The following is a 16069-nucleotide window of genomic DNA, read 5'->3' as shown; positions in this document are numbered from 1 at the left end:
GTTAGCAATACGAGGCCGCTCTTGGCCTCGTATTGCTAACCAAAGGAGATAATCCAATGGCAAACCAAGGTGGAACTCACGAGCAGCATGTGAAGGCTGGCCAACAGAGCCACAAGAACATGGACAACGATAATACGAGGAATGCTTCGGCGAGCGGCTCCCGCGAGCAGCACTCTGGCGGCTCGCGCGGCGGCACGCATGAGCAACACGTCAAGGCAGGCCAGCAGAGCCATAAAAACAGCTGACATTCGTGCTGATGACCAATTCGCCCCTTGCATGAAAGTAAGGCGCGTTTTCATACATGATGAAAAAACGAAAGGCCGGTCCGAGGGGCCGGCCTATCTGCGTTTGACAGTTTGGCTTTCTTACTTGACGGCGCCGACGAGGACGTCGTTGCCGTTCTCGATGGTCACCCAGCGGCCGGCATTGAAGCTCGCTTGGCGCTTCAGGTACGAATAGGGGGTCTGGTTCCAGACCTTGATCTCGTCTTCGAGATTGTCGAGGATGAAATCGCCCTGCTTGGTGCGCAGCGTCAGCACCGCATGTCCCTCGCCATCGGGCTTGCGTACGACCGTCATCAGCAGATTGGATGCGGAAATGCCGCTCTGCATCAGCATTCTGCGCTTTAGAAGGGCAAAATCCTCGCAGTCACCGGCGGTTTTCGGATATTCCCAATATTCCTCCTGCCCGTAGACTTCCATGTCTGTCGCTGGATGGATGGTCTTGTTGACGCGCAGGTTGACCTGATTGACCAGCGCCCAGGCGGCGGCGTTCATGTCGACAGGGCCGATATTGCGGGTCGGGCCGCACTCGTCGGTATGTCTCTGACAAAAGTCGTAGTGCCCGATCGGCTGGGAGGTCACGTTGCCGACGGTCATCGAAGCGCCCTGCTGAGGTGCTGGCATCGCCGCCGACGACATCGCAACTATAGCAGCGAAGGCAATCAACAAGCCCTTTATACGCACGCCCACTATCCTTGTATCGTCCCTGCATTTGTTAACAAATTGTTAATGTAGGGGGGTGCGCGAAGTCAATCGTTACTTAAGTGTTAACGCGGGAACCGGCTCATATGGTTAATTTCGGCACAATCAAGGGAATAGCTGCCACAATCCTCTGCTGCCTGCGATTATGCGGCCGCGCGCATGCGGCGGCGGCCAAAGGAGGCCGCGCACTAAGAGGCCTGCAGGTATCTACTTGTTTTTACGGCGTATTATGCAGCGCCAATGTCTCGGCCACGGCGAGCATGCGCTCCAGATCCTGCGGTCGCGACAGGCGGTGATCGCCATCGCGCACAAGTGTTAACACCACATCGTCGGCCGGCAGGTGCTCGACCAGCTTTAACGAATGCGAAAAAGGCACGTCGGCATCCTCCATGCCCTGCAATATATGTACGGGGCAGCCGGTCTCGATGATGCCGGTGAGCACGCGATTGGCTCGGCCGTCCTCGATGAGCGCGCGGGTGAAGATGTTCGGCTCGGGGCTATATTTCGAAGGCTCGTCAAAATAGCCGCGCTCTGCCAGGGAGCGCCGCTCGACGTCGGAAAGATTGGGTTCGATGAGGTCGATGGTGAAATCGGGCGCGGGCGCGATCAGCACGAGGCCTGCAATAGTGGGTGCTTTCTTGCGCTTGCGCAGTTCCTGGATGGCCCTGAGCGCGATCCAGCCGCCCATCGAGGAGCCGACGAGAACGATCTTCTTCGGCTTGGTATGGTCGATGACGGCAAGCGCCTCTTCCAGCCAGCGCGAAATCGTGCCGTTGGTAAACTTGCCGCCGGATTGGCCGTGACCGGAATAGTCGAAGCGGATGCAGCCGATACCGAGCCGCGCGGCCAGCGCATCCAGTTCCAGTGCCTTGGTTCCGCTCATATCGGATCGATAGCCGGACAACCAGACGAAGCTGACATTCCTGTCGCCCTTACCGGCTGCGCGCTGAATGACGGCGATCTGGCGCTCGCTGTCGCCCGTGCCAACGGGAAGAAAGATCGGTCGGATAGTTGCGGTCTCGGACATGGAAAGCTCCCGGATTTTCTGCCCTATAAAACAGATTCGCGCTCGCGTGACCTGAAAAATCCTCGATCTTTTGGCTGGGCTCTCTATATAAATGCGCAGGATACTGTGTCCTTCGCGCATCTCGCGCTTCCGCGACACTCTATTGACACGCGGGAGGTGCTTTTTTCCTGCTGTCATGCTATTGACTTCAACACAGCTTTTACGACATTTCCGTCAGTTGCGCCGACGGGGAGCGAGAGGCTGCAGCTATCCGAAACAATTCGTGGAGAATACGACCATTCGCAGACCCTTTAAAACCGATGCGCCCGTAAAGGACGGGCCACGTTCCAACAGGGAAATTCGCGTTCCCAAAGTTCAGCTCATTACAGCTGACGGCCAAAATTTGGGCGTTGTGCCGATCGACCAAGCATTGAGAATGGCAGAGGAGGCCGGTCTCGATCTGGTGGAAATTTCCCCCAATGCTGATGCGCCTGTGTGCAAGATCCTCGACCTGGGCAAGCTGAAATATGCCAACCAGAAGAAGGCCGCCGAAGCGCGCAAGAAGCAGAAGATCGTCGAAGTCAAAGAAATCAAGATGCGTCCCAACATCGACACCCATGATTATGAGGTGAAGATGAAGGCGATCGGCCGTTTCTTTGAGGAAGGCGACAAGGTGAAGGTGACCTTGAAGTTCCGTGGCCGCGAAATGGCCCACCAGGAACTCGGTATGAAGCTTCTTCAGCAGGTCAAGGAAGATACGCTCGAGATCGCCAAGGTGGAGGCCGAGCCCAAGCTCGAAGGCCGCCAGATGATGATGGTGCTTGCGCCCAAGTGAGGCGCAAGTCGGAGTAGAGAGGCCGGAGCCGTCCCTTGGACGGCTTTTTCCTTTTGTGCGGCATGGGCCTGCCTGTCATCGATCTGCAAAGATTCCCGCATTGGCACCGTTGCACTCGAAGGCAAGTGCGGTTATAAGCGCGCGTCCGAACTGACCGGCAGGGCATGCCGTGGCAGTTCAGAATGCTGGTGGAGCGGTTCGTCACCGTATCCGCCGTTCAACAACAAACGCTCCGGCACCTTGTTGCAGCCCGGTCAGTTCCGGATCTGTGGGAAGGGCTTTTAAGCAAAGCAGGCCAGGAAGCATCGAAGGAGTAGCAAAATGCCCAAGATGAAGACGAAGTCCTCTGCCAAGAAGCGGTTCAAGATCACCGCATCCGGCAAGGTCAAGGCAGCCGCTGCTGGCAAGCGCCACGGCATGATCAAGCGTAGCAACAAGTTCATTCGCGATGCCCGCGGCACCATGGTTCTCGCAGAACCGGATGGCCGTAAGGTTATCAAGAACTACTTGCCGAACGGTCTCTAAGACTATTCGTAACGCTATAGACTAAGGAGATCATGAAATGGCACGCGTAAAAAGAGGCGTTACCGCCCACGCCAAGCACAAGAAGGTTCTGAAGGCAGCCAAGGGCTTCTACGGCCGTCGCAAGAACACCATCCGTACCGCCAAGGCCGCCGTCGATCGTGCAAAGCAGTACGCTTATCGCGACCGCAAGGTTAACAAGCGCAACTTCCGCGCCCTCTGGATCCAGCGCATCAACGCTGCCGTCCGCGAGCATGGCCTGACCTATGGCCGCTTCATCGACGGCCTGACCAAGGCTGGCATCGAAGTTGACCGCAAGGTTCTTTCCGACATGGCAATCCATGAGCAGGAAGCTTTCGGCGCGCTCGTCGTCGCTTCGAAGAAGGCACTTGAATACCTCAAGGAAGCCGGCACGAAGAACGAGTTCGAAGCAGCCGTTAACTAACGCTGCCTCGCACGTCTTTCGTAAATTCATTATGAAACCCGCGCTGGCGAAACCGGCGCGGGTTTTGTGTTTTGCAGCATATGCTTTTCCATCGTGTCAGGCTGTCTTGTTGGGCGAGGCTCGAAAATGGGTCGCGCGTCGGGCGACAAATACCGAGGACCGTATTCTTGGCGTGTTTTTGTCATTTGCCCGGTTGATTGGCCGCTTCCACATGGGTAGTGATCTGCAGCGCCTCATCGTTGCCACAAGCAGTCTGATGTGGGCGTTCATCCATTATTCCGCGGAATGAGCGGCGTTCCAAGCCCGCAGCCCGCAAGGCAGGATCAGATGACGGAACTCGTAACACTCGAAACCCAACTCATGGCCGAGGTGGCTGCGGCGAACGACGAGCAGGCGATCGAAGCGGTCAGGGTTGCCGCGCTCGGCAAGAAGGGCTCGGTTTCGGAACTGCTGAAGACGCTGGGCTCCATGTCGCCGGAAGAACGGCAGACACGCGGCGCAGCAATCAACGCGCTGAAGAACGCCGTCACCGACGCGATCAACGCCCGCAAGAGCGAGCTGCGCGATGCGGCTATCGAGGCGAAGCTGAAGGCCGAGACCGTCGATGTCAGCCTGCCGGTCCGCTCCTCGCCGACTGAGCGTGGCCGCATCCATCCGATCAGCCAGATCGTCGACGAAATCACGGCCATCTTCGGCGATATGGGCTTCTCGATCGCCGAAGGCCCCGACGTCGAGACCGATTATTATAACTTCACGGCGCTGAATTTCCCGGAAGGGCACCCGGCCCGCGAAATGCACGATACCTTCTTCTTCCAGCCGGATGAAAAGGGTGAGCGCAAGGTGCTGCGCACGCACACCTCGCCGGTGCAGATCCGCACCATGGAAGCGCAGAAGCCGCCGATCCGCATCATCATCCCCGGCAAGACCTACCGCCAGGATAGCGATGCAACGCATTCGCCGATGTTCCATCAGGTCGAAGGCCTCGTCATCGACAAGACGGCGAACGTCGCCAATATCCGCTGGGTACTCGAAGAGTTCTGCAAGACCTTCTTCGAGGTCGACAATGTGACGATGCGCTTCCGCCCGTCCTTCTTCCCATTCACGGAACCCTCTTTCGAGGTCGATATCCAGTGCGACCGCTCCGGTCCCATCGTCAAGTTCGGCGAGGGCACCGACTGGATGGAAATCCTCGGCTGCGGCATGGTGCATCCGAACGTGCTGCGCCATGGCGGCCTCGATCCGGACGAATATCAGGGCTTCGCCTGGGGCATGGGCCTCGACCGCATCGCCATGCTGAAATACGGCATGCCCGACCTGCGCGACTTCTTTAACGCCGACGTCCGCTGGATGAACCATTATGGCTTCCGCCCGCTCGATATGCCGACTTTGTTCGGCGGTCTGAGCGCGTAAGGAAGGGATAAAGCACATGAAATTCACACTCTCCTGGCTGAAAGAGCACCTGGAAACCGACGCCACGCTCGACGAGATCTGCGCCCGCCTGACGATGATCGGGCTGGAAGTGGAAGAAGTGGACGACAAGGCCGCGTTTAAGCCCTTCGTCATCGCCAAGGTTCTCTCGGCCGAAAAGCACCCGCAGGCCGATCGCCTGAAGGTGCTGATGGTCGACACGGGTAGCGGTGCGCCCGTTCAGGTGGTCTGTGGCGCCCCCAATGCGCGCGCCGGCCTCGTCGGTGCCTTCGCGGCCCCCGGCACCTATGTTCCCGGCATCGATGTGACGCTCGCCATCGGCAACATTCGTGGCGTCGAGAGCCGCGGCATGATGTGCTCGGAAAAGGAACTGGAAATCTCCGACAGCCATGACGGCATCATCGATCTGCCGGAAGATGCGCCCGTCGGCACGAGCTTTGCTGCCTATGCCGGCCTCGACGATCCGGTCATCGAGATCAACCTCACACCGAACCGCCCGGATTGCACCGGCGTCTATGGCATCGCCCGCGATCTCGCCGCCTCCGGCCTTGGCACGCTGAAGCCCCGCCTCACGCCAACGTTTCCTGTCCAAGGTGAAACGCCGACCGAACTCAAGATCGAGCTCGACGATATCAGCCTTTGCCCGGGCTTTGCGCTTCGCCTCGTGCGTGGCGTCAAGAACGGCCCGAGCCCGAAGTGGATGCAGCAGCGCTTGCTCGCGATCGGCCTCCGTCCGATTAGCGCGCTGGTCGATATCACCAACTACATGACTTTCGACCAGGGTCGGCCGATGCACGTCTTCGACGCCGCCAAGGTCAAGGGCAATTTGGTTGTCCGCCGCGCAAAGGAAGGTGAAACCGTGCTGGCGCTGGACGAGCGCGAATACAAGCTCAACCCCGGCAACGTCGTCATCGCCGATGGCAACGGCGTCGAGTCGATCGGCGGCATCATGGGCGGTGAACATTCCGGCTGCGACGAGAACACGACCGACGTGCTGATCGAATCGGCACTTTGGGACCCGATGAACATTGCCAAGACGGGCCGCAGCCTCGGCATCATCACCGACGCGCGCTATCGCTTCGAGCGCGGCGTAGATCCGGAATATATGGTGCCCGGCCTTGAGCGCACCACGGAGCTGGTGCTTGCCTGCTGCGGCGGCACGGCTGCCAAAGCCCGCGTCGAAGGCTACAAGGGTTATGAGGCGAAGGTTATCGATTTCCCGCTGTCGGAAGTCAGGCGCCTGACCGGCCTCGAAGTTTCGGCCGATGAGAGCAAGTCGATCCTGACGAAGCTCGGCTTTTCGGTTTCCGGTTCGGGTGAGCGTGTCTCCGTCGCGGTACCCTCCTGGCGCCCTGATGTCGATGGCAAGGCCGATCTTGTCGAAGAGATCATGCGCATCCACGGTGTCGATAACATCAAGCCGCAGCCGCTTAGCAGCCACGCCGCCGTCAACGGCAAGATCCTGACGACGCTGCAGATCCGCACGCGCACCGCCAAGCGCGCGCTGGCATCACGCGGCATGCTGGAAGCCGTCATCTGGTCCTTCATCTCGGAAGATCAGGCCAAGCTCTTCGGCGGCGGCTCCAATGCGCTGAAGCTTGCGAACCCGATCGCCGCAGACATGTCCGACATGCGTCCTTCGCTGCTGCCGGGCCTGCTGTCGGCCGCGCAGCGCAATGCCGACAAGGGTTATGGCGACGTCGCGATCTTCGAAGTCTCGGGCACGTATGAGAACGACACGCCCGAGGGCCAGCGACGCGTTGCCGGGGGTATTCGCCGCGGCACGGCATCGCTTGCCGGCGCCGGCCGCATGTGGTCGAACGCCACCAGGGGCGGCGGCAAGCCCGTCGATGTCTTCGACGCCAAGGCCGATGCTCTGGCCGTCATCGAGGCCTGCGGCCTGCCGATGGGCAATATTCAGATCGAGCAGGGCGGCCCGGCCTGGTATCATCCCGGCCGCTCCGGCACCATCAAGATGGGTCCGAAGGTCGTGCTCGGCTATTTCGGTGAATTCCATCCGAAGACGCTGGAAGCGCTCGACGTGTCGGGCGCTCTTGCCGGCTTCGAAGTCTACATTGATGCCATGCCCGAACCGAAGAAGAAGGCGACCCGCACCAAGCCGGCGCTGGAGCTTTCTCCCTTCCAGGCCGTCAAGCGCGACTTCGCCTTCGTGGTCGACAAGTCGGTGGAAGCCGGCGCCATCATCCGCGCCGCCGCCGGTGCCGACCGCAAGCTGATCACCGGCGTTAACGTCTTCGACATTTTCGAGGGTGCGTCGCTCGGCGAAGGCAAGAAGTCCATCGCCATCGAGGTGCAGATCCAGCCAGCAGAGCGCACGCTGACCGACGAGGATTTCGAGGCGCTGACCCAGAAGATCGTGGCGAACGTCACCAAGTCGACGGGTGGGGTGTTGAGAGCGTAATCGGCTGCGGCCGAGTTCGCGGAGGGTCTGTCACCCCCTCTGTCGCTGCCGCGACATCTCCCCCACAAGGGGGGAGATTGGTAACTCGCGGAACTCCTCTGCCTCAATCAAATATCGAAGCTGCAGACGCTGAAGCTCTTAGATTTGGAAGAGCGTGCGGCATACTTCCAACGATCTCCCCCCTTGTGGGGGAGATGTCACGAAGTGACAGAGGGGTATCAGGGGCACGGCCTCCTCGATGCCGCCTCACCTACCGATGCAGATGATAAACCTTGTTCACCACACTCCACCGGCCATCGATCTTCACCAACGACAGATAATCCGAAAACCGCATGCCGGCGAATTCGTCAACGACTTTGACGCTGGCCGCATCGCCTTCGATGTCGATCAACTCGATCTCCATCAGCGGTATGGTTCCGAGCGGCGCACTGCCTTCCTCGACGATCGCGGCAATGAACTCATCCCGCGTCATCCATTCCACCGCGCCTTGATAATTGCCGATGATCGCTGCTCGCGGATGGAAGGCCTTGCGCAGCGCCGGTTCGTTCGCGAATGCCATGCCATCGACGTAGAGATGAACAACCGCGCGGATTGCCTGCTCTTCCGACATCTTGTCATTCCTCGTTTGCGTCATGTCTAACATATCATAGACACCGCCGACTGCCAAAACGCTGGCACCATGATCGCAATGATTTGACGGCGTCTATTCCACGAAGACGCGCACGCTTGCCGCGCGCCCGGCGGCATCGATGACGGTTAGCGTCGAATAGCCGGCGCCATCGGGTGTCCATTGGTTCGTGCGGCGGCGCGACATGTCGGGCAGCGGCTTGCCGTTGGCGAGCCAGCGGAACGGCGCCCTGCCGCCCTGCAGCTTCAACGCCAGCGGCATGATCTGATCGTTGCCGCCGCTGGCGCCGAGATCGACGCGTGCACCTTCCGGCGGATAGACGATCTGAGGCGCCGGCTCGCGGCTGGAGGCCGCCAGCAACCCGGCGGCGGTCACGGAAAAGCGTCGCTGACTGATCGGCAGCTCGGTCGGCGCGATGCGCACGGCGCCCATCGGAGCGGCAGGGAAGGGGGTTATGGCAACGCCCGATTTGGCGAAGGCCTCGAACAGGATGGGTGCGGCCGAAACATAGCCTGCCAGCCCCGGTACGGCGCCATTGTCCGGACGGCCGACCCAGACGCCGAGCACATGCGTGCCGTCATAGCCGATCGACCAGGCATCGCGATTGCTGTAGCTGGTTCCGGTTTTATAGGCGATGCCGAGCTGCTTGCTGCCGCGCGGGGCAATGATGCCGGAGAGAATGTCGGTGATGTTCCACACCGCGATCGGCTCCATCAGTGGCTCGCCGTCGATCGGTCCCGGCTCGTCCTGCACGCCATCGCCGATCCGCATGGCCTTGCCGCGATTGGCAAGGCCCGCATAGAGCTGCACGAGATCCTTCAATGTCACGCCGACGCCGCCGAGGCCGATGGCAAGGCCCGGAGCTTCGTTCGGCGGAAGTTTCGGCTTCACCTCGGCGCGGCGGAAGCGCACCAGCAGCCGCGTCGGCCCGACCGCGTCGAGCAGGCGCACGGCCGGTACATTGAGCGACAGCTGCAGCGCCTGGCGCACGCTGACATCGCCCTGGTAGCTCATGTCGAAATTGCGCGGGCGATAGCCGTAGAAGTCGGCGGGGCGATCCTCGATGATCGTCTCCTGGGCCACATAGCCCTGCTCGAAGGCGAGGCCGTAGATGAAGGGCTTCAGCGTCGAGCCGGGCGAGCGCAGCACGCGGGTCATGTCGACCCAGCCGGCACGCGAGGAATCGAAATAATTGGCCGAGCCCACTTCACCGATGATCTCGCCGGTCTTGGCGTCGGCCATGATCATGGCGACAGACACCTTCGGCCCAAGCCGCTTTGCCGCCGCATCCGCAACGGCTTCCAGGCCCTGCTGCACATCGCGTCGCAATGTCGTCTTGTGCTTGATGACGCCGGGCTGCTTACGAAGCGCCAGCTCCGCCAGATGAGCGGCATAGGCCGGCAGTTGCCGGCGCTGAGCAGGAATTGGTGAAAGCGAGGCGCGCTCCGCTTCGCCTTCGCCGATCACGGTAGCCACGGCGGCACGCTCGAGCACGCGATGGCGGGCAGCCCGGGCGGCGGCGAGATTGCGGTCCGGCCGGCGCTTTTCCGGAAGTTGCGGCAGGGCAACGAGAAGGCCAGCCTGCGCGACCGTCAGATGCTTCGGCTCCTTGCCGAAATAGGCAAGGCTTGCGGCGCGCACGCCCTCCAGATTGCCGCCATAGGGGGCATGGGTCAGATAGAGATCGAGGATCTGTTCCTTGGTCAGCCGCCGTTCGATCTGAATGGCACGGATGACCTGCAGGAGTTTCGCCGTCATCGAGCGCTCACTGCGGGGCTCGATCAGGCGCGCCACCTGCATGGAGAGTGTCGAGCCGCCCGAGACGATGCGGCCATGCGTGACGAGCTGCAGAAAGGCGCGGCCGATCGCCATGGGATCCACACCGTGATGATCGTAGAAGCGCCGGTCCTCATAGGCGACCAGCATACGCAGAAATTGCGGATCGACATCGGCAACGCCGGTCTTCAGCCGCCAGCGCCCCGCGGGCGTGGCGAAGGCGCGCAGGAGATCGCCGTTGGCATCGAGCACTTCGACGGACACCACGCGGGCATTGTCGAGCGGCGGCGGATAGGCGTGGTCTGCGGCTTCCAGTCCAAAGACCAGAGCCACCGCCGTCAAGACGGTGGCTCCAAAGCCGATCGCAATTTTCCACCGCGCCTTCATGGCTGCTTCTTACTGCTGGGCGCCCAGCACCTCCATGCGACCCATCGCCGTGCGGGCCGAAAACTGGGGACGATACATGTCCTCGACGCTTGCGGCCGGATGATCGTAGACACCGGGGGTCACGGCGCGCACGACATAGGCGAAGGTCATGTCGCGATCTGCCCCGGAATTCTGATCGAAGGCAGCGACGAAGCGGTCGTTGCGGAATTCGACATGAGCAGGCTGAATGTCGCTGAGCCAGTCGAAGTTCGAAAGCTGGGCGCTGTTGACGATGCTCGGATTGTCGATCTCAAAGCCTGCCGGCAGGAGATCGGTCACGAGGATGCGCTGCGGCCAGTCGTTATTTTCGGTCACGTGCAGCACGACCACGTAGCGTTCGTTCTGCTGTGCCTGGCTGACATTCGCCTCCTCGCCGTCGAGCGTGTAGTACTTGCGCTCGATCTTGAAGCCGTTGCCACCGGCCGGCAGCTGTGCCACCGGAGCCGCGACGGTGGTCACGGCAGTCGACAGCGGCTGGCGCGTCGTATTGGTGACGGTCAGCGGGTGGCCCATCAGGGCGTCGCCGCTCATCTGCGCCATGTAGGTGCCACTATGGGCAGCGCCGTTGACATCGAGCGTCAGGCCGTCATCGCCGTTCTGCAGGGCGCGGGCGGCGAGCAGCATCCAGGTCTGCTCCTGGGTGCTGGTATATTTCCGGCTCTGCCAATCCTTGGCGACGACGCTCGCGAGTTCCGGAATGATCGGCGGCACGGGGCGGCTTTCGGCGGCCAGCGCCAGTACGGCGGCGCCGTCGCGCAGCGACGAGCCGTAGTCCGAGCGGACGAAGCTGACCTTTGTCACCGCCGCCTTTTGCGACATCTGCAGCGAATCCACGAAGATGTTGCGCGAGCGCTGAGCATCTCCATAGAGCGCCAGAGCGGAGGCCAGATGTGCTTTGGAAAGGGGCGTCGGGAAGTCGTTCAGCATGGTGTCCGCATAGTAGCGCAGATCGCTGATCGAAGCCTTCTTGTTGCGCGCCAGCACGTAGAGCGCATAGGCGATCTCGTTGCCGTTATCCTTGACGTTGGTGTTGGCGCTGAGTGCGTTCTGAAGATTTTCGAGACCCTGCACCATGGCCTGATCCGGCACGTTGTACTTCTGCTCGCGGGCGCGGGTCAGAAAGTCCATGACATAGGCGTCGAGCCAGAGATCGCCGGAGCCCGGACCCCAGAGGCCGAAGCTGCCGGTCGAGGACTGGTAGGACAGTTCGCGATAGATCGAATCCTGCACGCGCTTCTGGATCTCGGCGTCATTGGCCAGGCCGTTCTTGATGGCCATGTCGCTGAAGTAGAGCAACGGCATGGCGCTGCTCGCCGTCTGTTCCGCGCAGCCATAGGGATAGTGGCTGAGGCTCATCAAAAGCGCCGGCACGTCGAAGGCGCTGGAACGGCTGACATTGACGCTGACCGAGGCGCCGGGCAGCACGCTGTCGGCGAGAAGGTCGGCATTGACGGTCAGACTCTTGCCTGGCGCAAGCGCAATGACACGCCGTTCGGTGACCGGCAGCTGCGACGGGCGAACGGGAATATCGACCGATTGGTCGAGTGACATGCCTGATGCATTCGAGAGCTTGATCGAGATCGTGCCGTCGCCTGGCTGTCCGCCGGTCAGTGGCAGGGTGATGGCGTATTTGCCGCCGGTCTGCAGGTTGACCTTCTGCTGCGTGGCGCTTGCATCCATGGTCACGGCGCTGTTGCCTGTTACCGCGAGGGTGTATTCGCCGGCTGGTGCGTCCGTGTTGGCGACATCGAGACGCAGATTCGCCTTGTCTCCCGGTGCCAGGAATTTCGGCAGGCTGGCGGTGACGACGACGGGATCACGAATGATCACGTCCTGTGTCGCGTGACCGACGCCGGCCTTCGACCAGGCGACTGCCATCAGCCGTGCCGTGCCGTTGAACTGCGGAATATCAAAGCTGACATTCGCCTTGCCGTTGGCATCGAGCTTGATCGGACCGGAGAAGAAGGCGATCAGTTTTTCCTTCGGCGGGCTCGCCTGCAGGGCTGCCTGTCCGCCGTCGCCTCCGGTACGCAGCTTGCCCGTCGCGCCGAGCGAGCCATCGATGAGGCGGCCGTAAATATCGCGGATTTCGAGGCCGAGCTGGCGTTGGCCATAATACCAGTCATCCGGTGCCGGCGGCTGGTAGCGCGTGAGATTGAGGATGCCGACATCGACGGCGGCAATCGTGACATAGGCGTCCTCATTGGCGCCTGCACCCGCAACCTGCAGGGCGATGTTGAGCGGTTGGCGTGGCAGCGTCTTCTGCGGCGCATCGATCTTGATCTGCAGCTTGCGCTCGCCGGGATCGACGGGGGCCCATTTGATGCCGATGGCGCGCATCGGCATGCGGCTTTCCTGGGCGTCGCCGGGGCGGAAAAGAGTGGCCGTCAGATAGGTGCCGGCGCCCCAATCCGCCGTTACGGGAACGTCGACTTCGCCGCCTGTCGCGCCGATATCGGCATTGGTGACCGAGATCAGCGTTTCGGAGCCTGCCGTTACCATCAGCTGACCGGCATAGCGCGAAGTGACCTTCAGTTTAGCCGTGTCGCCGACATGGTAGCTTTCCTTGTCGAGTGCGATCTCCAGCGCATCCGGCGTTTCCGTCGAGGTGGAGGCGACATACCAGCCGGCATTGAACTCGACGCTCGATTCCGGGCCGTTCGCATCGGCGGTGGAGACTTCGAGGCGGTAGCGACCCCAGGTGACCGGCATGGAAATCGCCGCACCGTCCGTCGTGGCGTTGACCGTGCCGACCGCCACCTGCTTGGTGGATATGATAGGCTCGAACTTCCAGCTGCTGCCGTCGCGATACCATTGATAATTGCGCTCGACGCTCAGCAGCTTCCAGGTCAGGCCCTGCATGGCCTGCTTCTGGCCATTGGCATCGACAACGATGACATGGAAGTTGCCGACGGAATTTTCACCGAGATCGCCGTCGAATTCCGGCTTGATGCCGATGCGTGGGCCATCCGCCTTGACGGGCAGCGTCAGTGAGCGCTCGACAGCGCGGCCGCCGGCTTCCTGCATGCGCACCGTAATATTGGCGTTCAGCAGCTGCGTGGTCGAAGGTGTGTCGTTGATCGTGACATTGAAGGTCGTCTTGCCGTTCTCGTCCAGCGCCTGCAGGTCTTCGAGCGGCACTTGCGTGCTCTCGGCCTTGCTGTCACCGCTGCTGCTGTCATCGTCATCATTGCTTGCGTTTGCCTTGCCTGCACCCTCATCGGCGAGGCCGAACTGATAGCCCTTGAAGGCATCGCTCTGGCGCGTCGGCTTCAGCGTCACTTCGCCTTCGAGGTTGAGGCCGGCGGCCGGCGCACCATAGAGATAGCGTCCATCGACATTAACCGGAGTCGGCTGACCGACTTCGATCTCCTTGGCGTCACTCTTCATGTCGAATTCGATGCGATCCGGCACGAAGTCGTCGACGAGGAAGGTTTGCGAGCCGATGGAGGAGCCCTTCGGGTCGGTGTAGATGTTCATCGTCCAGGTGCCGCGCATCGAGGTCTGCTGCAGCGGCAGATCGACATTATAGCCGCCGAGCTTGCCGCCGTCGGTGACGATGCGGCGGTCCTCGACGCCGTCCGGCCGCAGGAAGACGAAGGTGACCGGCAGGTTTTCGACCGCCGTCGAGCTGACGTCGCGGGCAAGGGCGGAAGCATGCACCGTCTCGCCGGCACGGTATATGCCGCGTTCCGTCCAGGTCAAAAGGTCGATCGCGCCCGGTGCGGTTCTACCGGCAACGCCGCGGTCGGAAAGATCGAAGCCGGCGCGGGTCATGTCGAGGAAGACATAATCCTGATCGCCGTTTTGGGCGGTGATGACGGCCGGCGTCATACCCGCCGTGCCGCGCATCAGGCCGGCGCTGAAAATCGCCCGGCCGTTATCGTCGGTTTTGGCCGTGCCGAGGATTTCGTTGTTCTTGGCAAGCAGCTGCAGCTGAATGCCTGCGAGCGGCTTGGCGCCGCCGAGCGAGCGGCCGAAGACGTTCAGCCCGTCGGTGCCGGCATAGGTGGTGAGGCCGATGTCGGAAACGACGAACCACTGTGTCGCCTGCGGGTCCCATTCATGGCCGCCGCTCTCGGCCGCAACCGCCGTCAGCACATAGACACCGGGTTTGCGCTTCGGCAGCGCCTCGTCCACAGGGAAGCTGGTTGCGACTTCCTTGTTGAGTTCCTGCTTGATCTCGATGGAGCCCTGCCAGACCAGTTCGCCATTGGTGTCCTGGATGGTCTGGGCGCTGTAACTGTCCACCTGCGTCAGGAACTGCGAATTGTTCAGAAGCTGCGCAATATTGCGGTCGCCGATGCGATAGAGTTTGAGATTGGCCGTAGTGGCATTGACCGAAATGATCGGGATGCCGCGGCGCGCGGTCGAAGGCAGGACGAAATTGTCGCCCGTAAAGCGCAGCGAAGCCGTGCGATCCTTGACGTAGATATCGACATTGACCTGCGAGGCGAGGTTTTCATCCACCGAGGAGGGCAGGCCGGCGCGCAGCGAAATGCGGTAGTGCTGGCCGAATTCCAGCCCTTCGACGCAGATCTGGTTGTCCTTGGCGTCGACGCCCTTTGGTGCTGCCCCATTGAGGGTGACGAAGGGGGTATAGTCGACGCCGCTCTTCACCAGCTTTTCGGAGAACTGCACGCAGGCGCGCGGCGATGCATTGTCGTTGTCGAGCGTGTTGCCGGTCACGCGGAAGCCCTGGCGGGCCAGAAGATCGTTATAGGCTGCCTGGACGGCGGCCGAGCTGACGAGATTGAGACTTGCCTTGTAAGCGCTGAGCGCGGGGCGATAGTTCTGCGCATTCTTCAGCGCCTCGGCAAGCACCGCCAGCGCATCGGCGCGGCTGCTCGTCGTGCGGGTCAGCTGATAGCCGTTGAGTGCGGCATAGGCGGCGCGCGTAGCGACAGACGTGTCGTTCGTGATCGTATTGGCGGCGCGCGCCATCTCGACCCACAGGTCGCCATCGTCGGGGCTGAGCGAGAGCGCACCCTGGAAGGCGTTCAGCGCATCGTTGACATTGCCCGAGGTCAGTTCGATGCGGCCGAGCGCAATCAGGCTTTCGACGCCCTGGCCCTTCAGTTCATTGCCGAGCGTCAGCGTGTTCTTTGCATCGCGCGCGCTTTGGACGAAATTGTCGGAAAGGAAGGAAAGGGCGGGGGCTGCGCCGATATCCGGCTCGCTGGTGGCCGCCGTCTCGACGATCTTGCCGGCGATCGCGCCGGGGAAACTATTGAGCTGATTGAAGTCCGACTTCATGAAGCACCACTTCACCTTCGGATTGTAGGTGAAGGCCTTGCAGGACTTGTCGCCGATGCAGGAGGCGGAGCACTGGTCCAGCGTCACATTCTGCTCCGTGCGCAGATCAAAGCCGAAGTAGTCGCCATCCTTCGTGGTGACCACCTGGCGCTTGACGTCAGCCGCCAGCGAAGGGGTCAGAGAGGCAAAAGTGGCAAGAAGAAAAGCAGAGAAGCCGATAAACGCGCGCCTAGACATAAGTCCTCCCCACGCTGCCCGTTTTTGATGGCGGCAATCTTCAAATTTCGGACCCGTTTGTCAACCGAGCGTCGAGCTTCTGAATGAGCTTCGCGTCCATGACGA

The 16069-nt window shown here is 61.4% G+C and carries 12 protein-coding genes; 7 read left to right on the top strand and 5 right to left on the bottom strand.

Annotated elements, in window-relative coordinates; genetic code table 11:
• The first annotated feature begins 56 nt into the window (after nt 1-56).
• Nucleotides 57-245 (top strand): hypothetical protein, encoded by a 189-nt coding sequence (locus FHT73_RS18215; RefSeq protein WP_183713571.1) that lies wholly within the window; start codon nt 57-59, stop codon nt 243-245.
• Between the two features lie 120 nt (nt 246-365).
• Here FHT73_RS18215 and FHT73_RS18210 read toward each other — a convergent pair whose 3' ends face one another.
• Both FHT73_RS18210 and FHT73_RS18205 read right to left on the bottom strand, forming a co-directional pair.
• Nucleotides 366-965: a transglutaminase-like cysteine peptidase gene (locus FHT73_RS18210; RefSeq protein ID WP_015338478.1), complete on the bottom strand. Its 600-nt coding sequence runs from the start codon at nt 963-965 to the stop codon at nt 366-368.
• Nucleotides 966-1200: 235 nt separating this feature from the next.
• The gene (locus FHT73_RS18205; protein ID WP_183713568.1) at nt 1201-2010 is read right to left on the bottom strand and encodes an alpha/beta hydrolase; all 810 of its coding nucleotides are present in this window, start codon (nt 2008-2010) and stop codon (nt 1201-1203) included.
• A 277-nt stretch (nt 2011-2287) separates the two neighbouring features.
• Between FHT73_RS18205 and infC the strand changes: the two genes are divergently transcribed.
• From infC to pheT, 6 genes are all read left to right on the top strand, one after another.
• Nucleotides 2288-2824, top strand: coding sequence for a translation initiation factor IF-3 (infC, locus tag FHT73_RS18200; protein ID WP_181476247.1), 537 nt, complete (start codon nt 2288-2290; stop codon nt 2822-2824).
• A 321-nt stretch (nt 2825-3145) separates the two neighbouring features.
• Nucleotides 3146-3349, top strand: a complete 204-nt coding sequence (gene rpmI, locus FHT73_RS18195) for a 50S ribosomal protein L35 (RefSeq protein ID WP_012759782.1) — start codon at nt 3146-3148, stop codon at nt 3347-3349.
• Between the two features lie 37 nt (nt 3350-3386).
• Nucleotides 3387-3791 carry a 50S ribosomal protein L20 gene (gene rplT / locus FHT73_RS18190; protein ID WP_112336785.1) on the top strand — a complete coding sequence of 135 codons (405 nt, stop codon included), beginning with the start codon at nt 3387-3389 and terminating at the stop codon, nt 3789-3791.
• Between the two features lie 31 nt (nt 3792-3822).
• Nucleotides 3823-4080 carry a hypothetical protein gene (locus FHT73_RS18185; protein ID WP_246712147.1) on the top strand — a complete coding sequence of 86 codons (258 nt, stop codon included), beginning with the start codon at nt 3823-3825 and terminating at the stop codon, nt 4078-4080.
• Between the two features lie 38 nt (nt 4081-4118).
• Nucleotides 4119-5201, top strand: a complete 1083-nt coding sequence (gene pheS / locus FHT73_RS18180; RefSeq protein ID WP_183713565.1) for a phenylalanine--tRNA ligase subunit alpha — start codon at nt 4119-4121, stop codon at nt 5199-5201.
• Between the two features lie 16 nt (nt 5202-5217).
• A complete protein-coding gene (pheT, locus tag FHT73_RS18175) occupies nt 5218-7641 on the top strand; it encodes a phenylalanine--tRNA ligase subunit beta (protein ID WP_183713562.1) in 2424 nt (807 codons plus the stop codon).
• A 250-nt stretch (nt 7642-7891) separates the two neighbouring features.
• Here the strand turns inward: pheT and FHT73_RS18170 are convergent, their stop codons facing one another.
• The 3 genes from FHT73_RS18170 to FHT73_RS18160 all read right to left on the bottom strand — a co-directional run bounded on the left by FHT73_RS18170 (nt 7892) and on the right by FHT73_RS18160 (nt 15964).
• On the bottom strand, nt 7892-8251 hold the full coding sequence (locus FHT73_RS18170; RefSeq protein WP_183713676.1) for a nuclear transport factor 2 family protein: 360 nt from the start codon (nt 8249-8251) through the stop codon (nt 7892-7894).
• Nucleotides 8252-8344: 93 nt separating this feature from the next.
• Nucleotides 8345-10432 carry a penicillin-binding protein 1C gene (pbpC, locus tag FHT73_RS18165; RefSeq protein WP_183713559.1) on the bottom strand — a complete coding sequence of 696 codons (2088 nt, stop codon included), beginning with the start codon at nt 10430-10432 and terminating at the stop codon, nt 8345-8347.
• Between the two features lie 9 nt (nt 10433-10441).
• Nucleotides 10442-15964 (bottom strand): alpha-2-macroglobulin family protein, encoded by a 5523-nt coding sequence (locus FHT73_RS18160; RefSeq protein ID WP_183713556.1) that lies wholly within the window; start codon nt 15962-15964, stop codon nt 10442-10444.
• Nucleotides 15965-16069: the final 105 nt, after the last annotated feature.

Source organism: Rhizobium sp. BK098, from assembly GCF_014193155.1.
In the GTDB taxonomy this organism is placed as follows: Bacteria; Pseudomonadota; Alphaproteobacteria; order Rhizobiales; family Rhizobiaceae; genus Rhizobium.
This window is presented reverse-complemented; position numbering and strand designations above follow the sequence as displayed.

What these genes read in the sequence shown, in the direction of transcription:
- rpmI (WP_012759782.1), top strand. Translation starts at nt 3,146, where the DNA reads ATGCCCAAGATGAAGACGAAGTCCTCTGCCAAGAAGCGGTTCAAGATC.
- FHT73_RS18185 (WP_246712147.1), top strand. Translation starts at nt 3,823, where the DNA reads ATGAAACCCGCGCTGGCGAAACCGGCGCGGGTTTTGTGTTTTGCAGCA.
- FHT73_RS18215 (WP_183713571.1), top strand. Translation starts at nt 57, where the DNA reads ATGGCAAACCAAGGTGGAACTCACGAGCAGCATGTGAAGGCTGGCCAA.
- pheT (WP_183713562.1), top strand. Translation starts at nt 5,218, where the DNA reads ATGAAATTCACACTCTCCTGGCTGAAAGAGCACCTGGAAACCGACGCC.
- pheS (WP_183713565.1), top strand. Translation starts at nt 4,119, where the DNA reads ATGACGGAACTCGTAACACTCGAAACCCAACTCATGGCCGAGGTGGCT.
- pbpC (WP_183713559.1), bottom strand. Translation starts at nt 10,432, where the DNA reads ATGAAGGCGCGGTGGAAAATTGCGATCGGCTTTGGAGCCACCGTCTTG.
- FHT73_RS18170 (WP_183713676.1), bottom strand. Translation starts at nt 8,251, where the DNA reads ATGTCGGAAGAGCAGGCAATCCGCGCGGTTGTTCATCTCTACGTCGAT.
- FHT73_RS18205 (WP_183713568.1), bottom strand. Translation starts at nt 2,010, where the DNA reads ATGTCCGAGACCGCAACTATCCGACCGATCTTTCTTCCCGTTGGCACG.
- rplT (WP_112336785.1), top strand. Translation starts at nt 3,387, where the DNA reads ATGGCACGCGTAAAAAGAGGCGTTACCGCCCACGCCAAGCACAAGAAG.
- FHT73_RS18160 (WP_183713556.1), bottom strand. Translation starts at nt 15,964, where the DNA reads ATGTCTAGGCGCGCGTTTATCGGCTTCTCTGCTTTTCTTCTTGCCACT.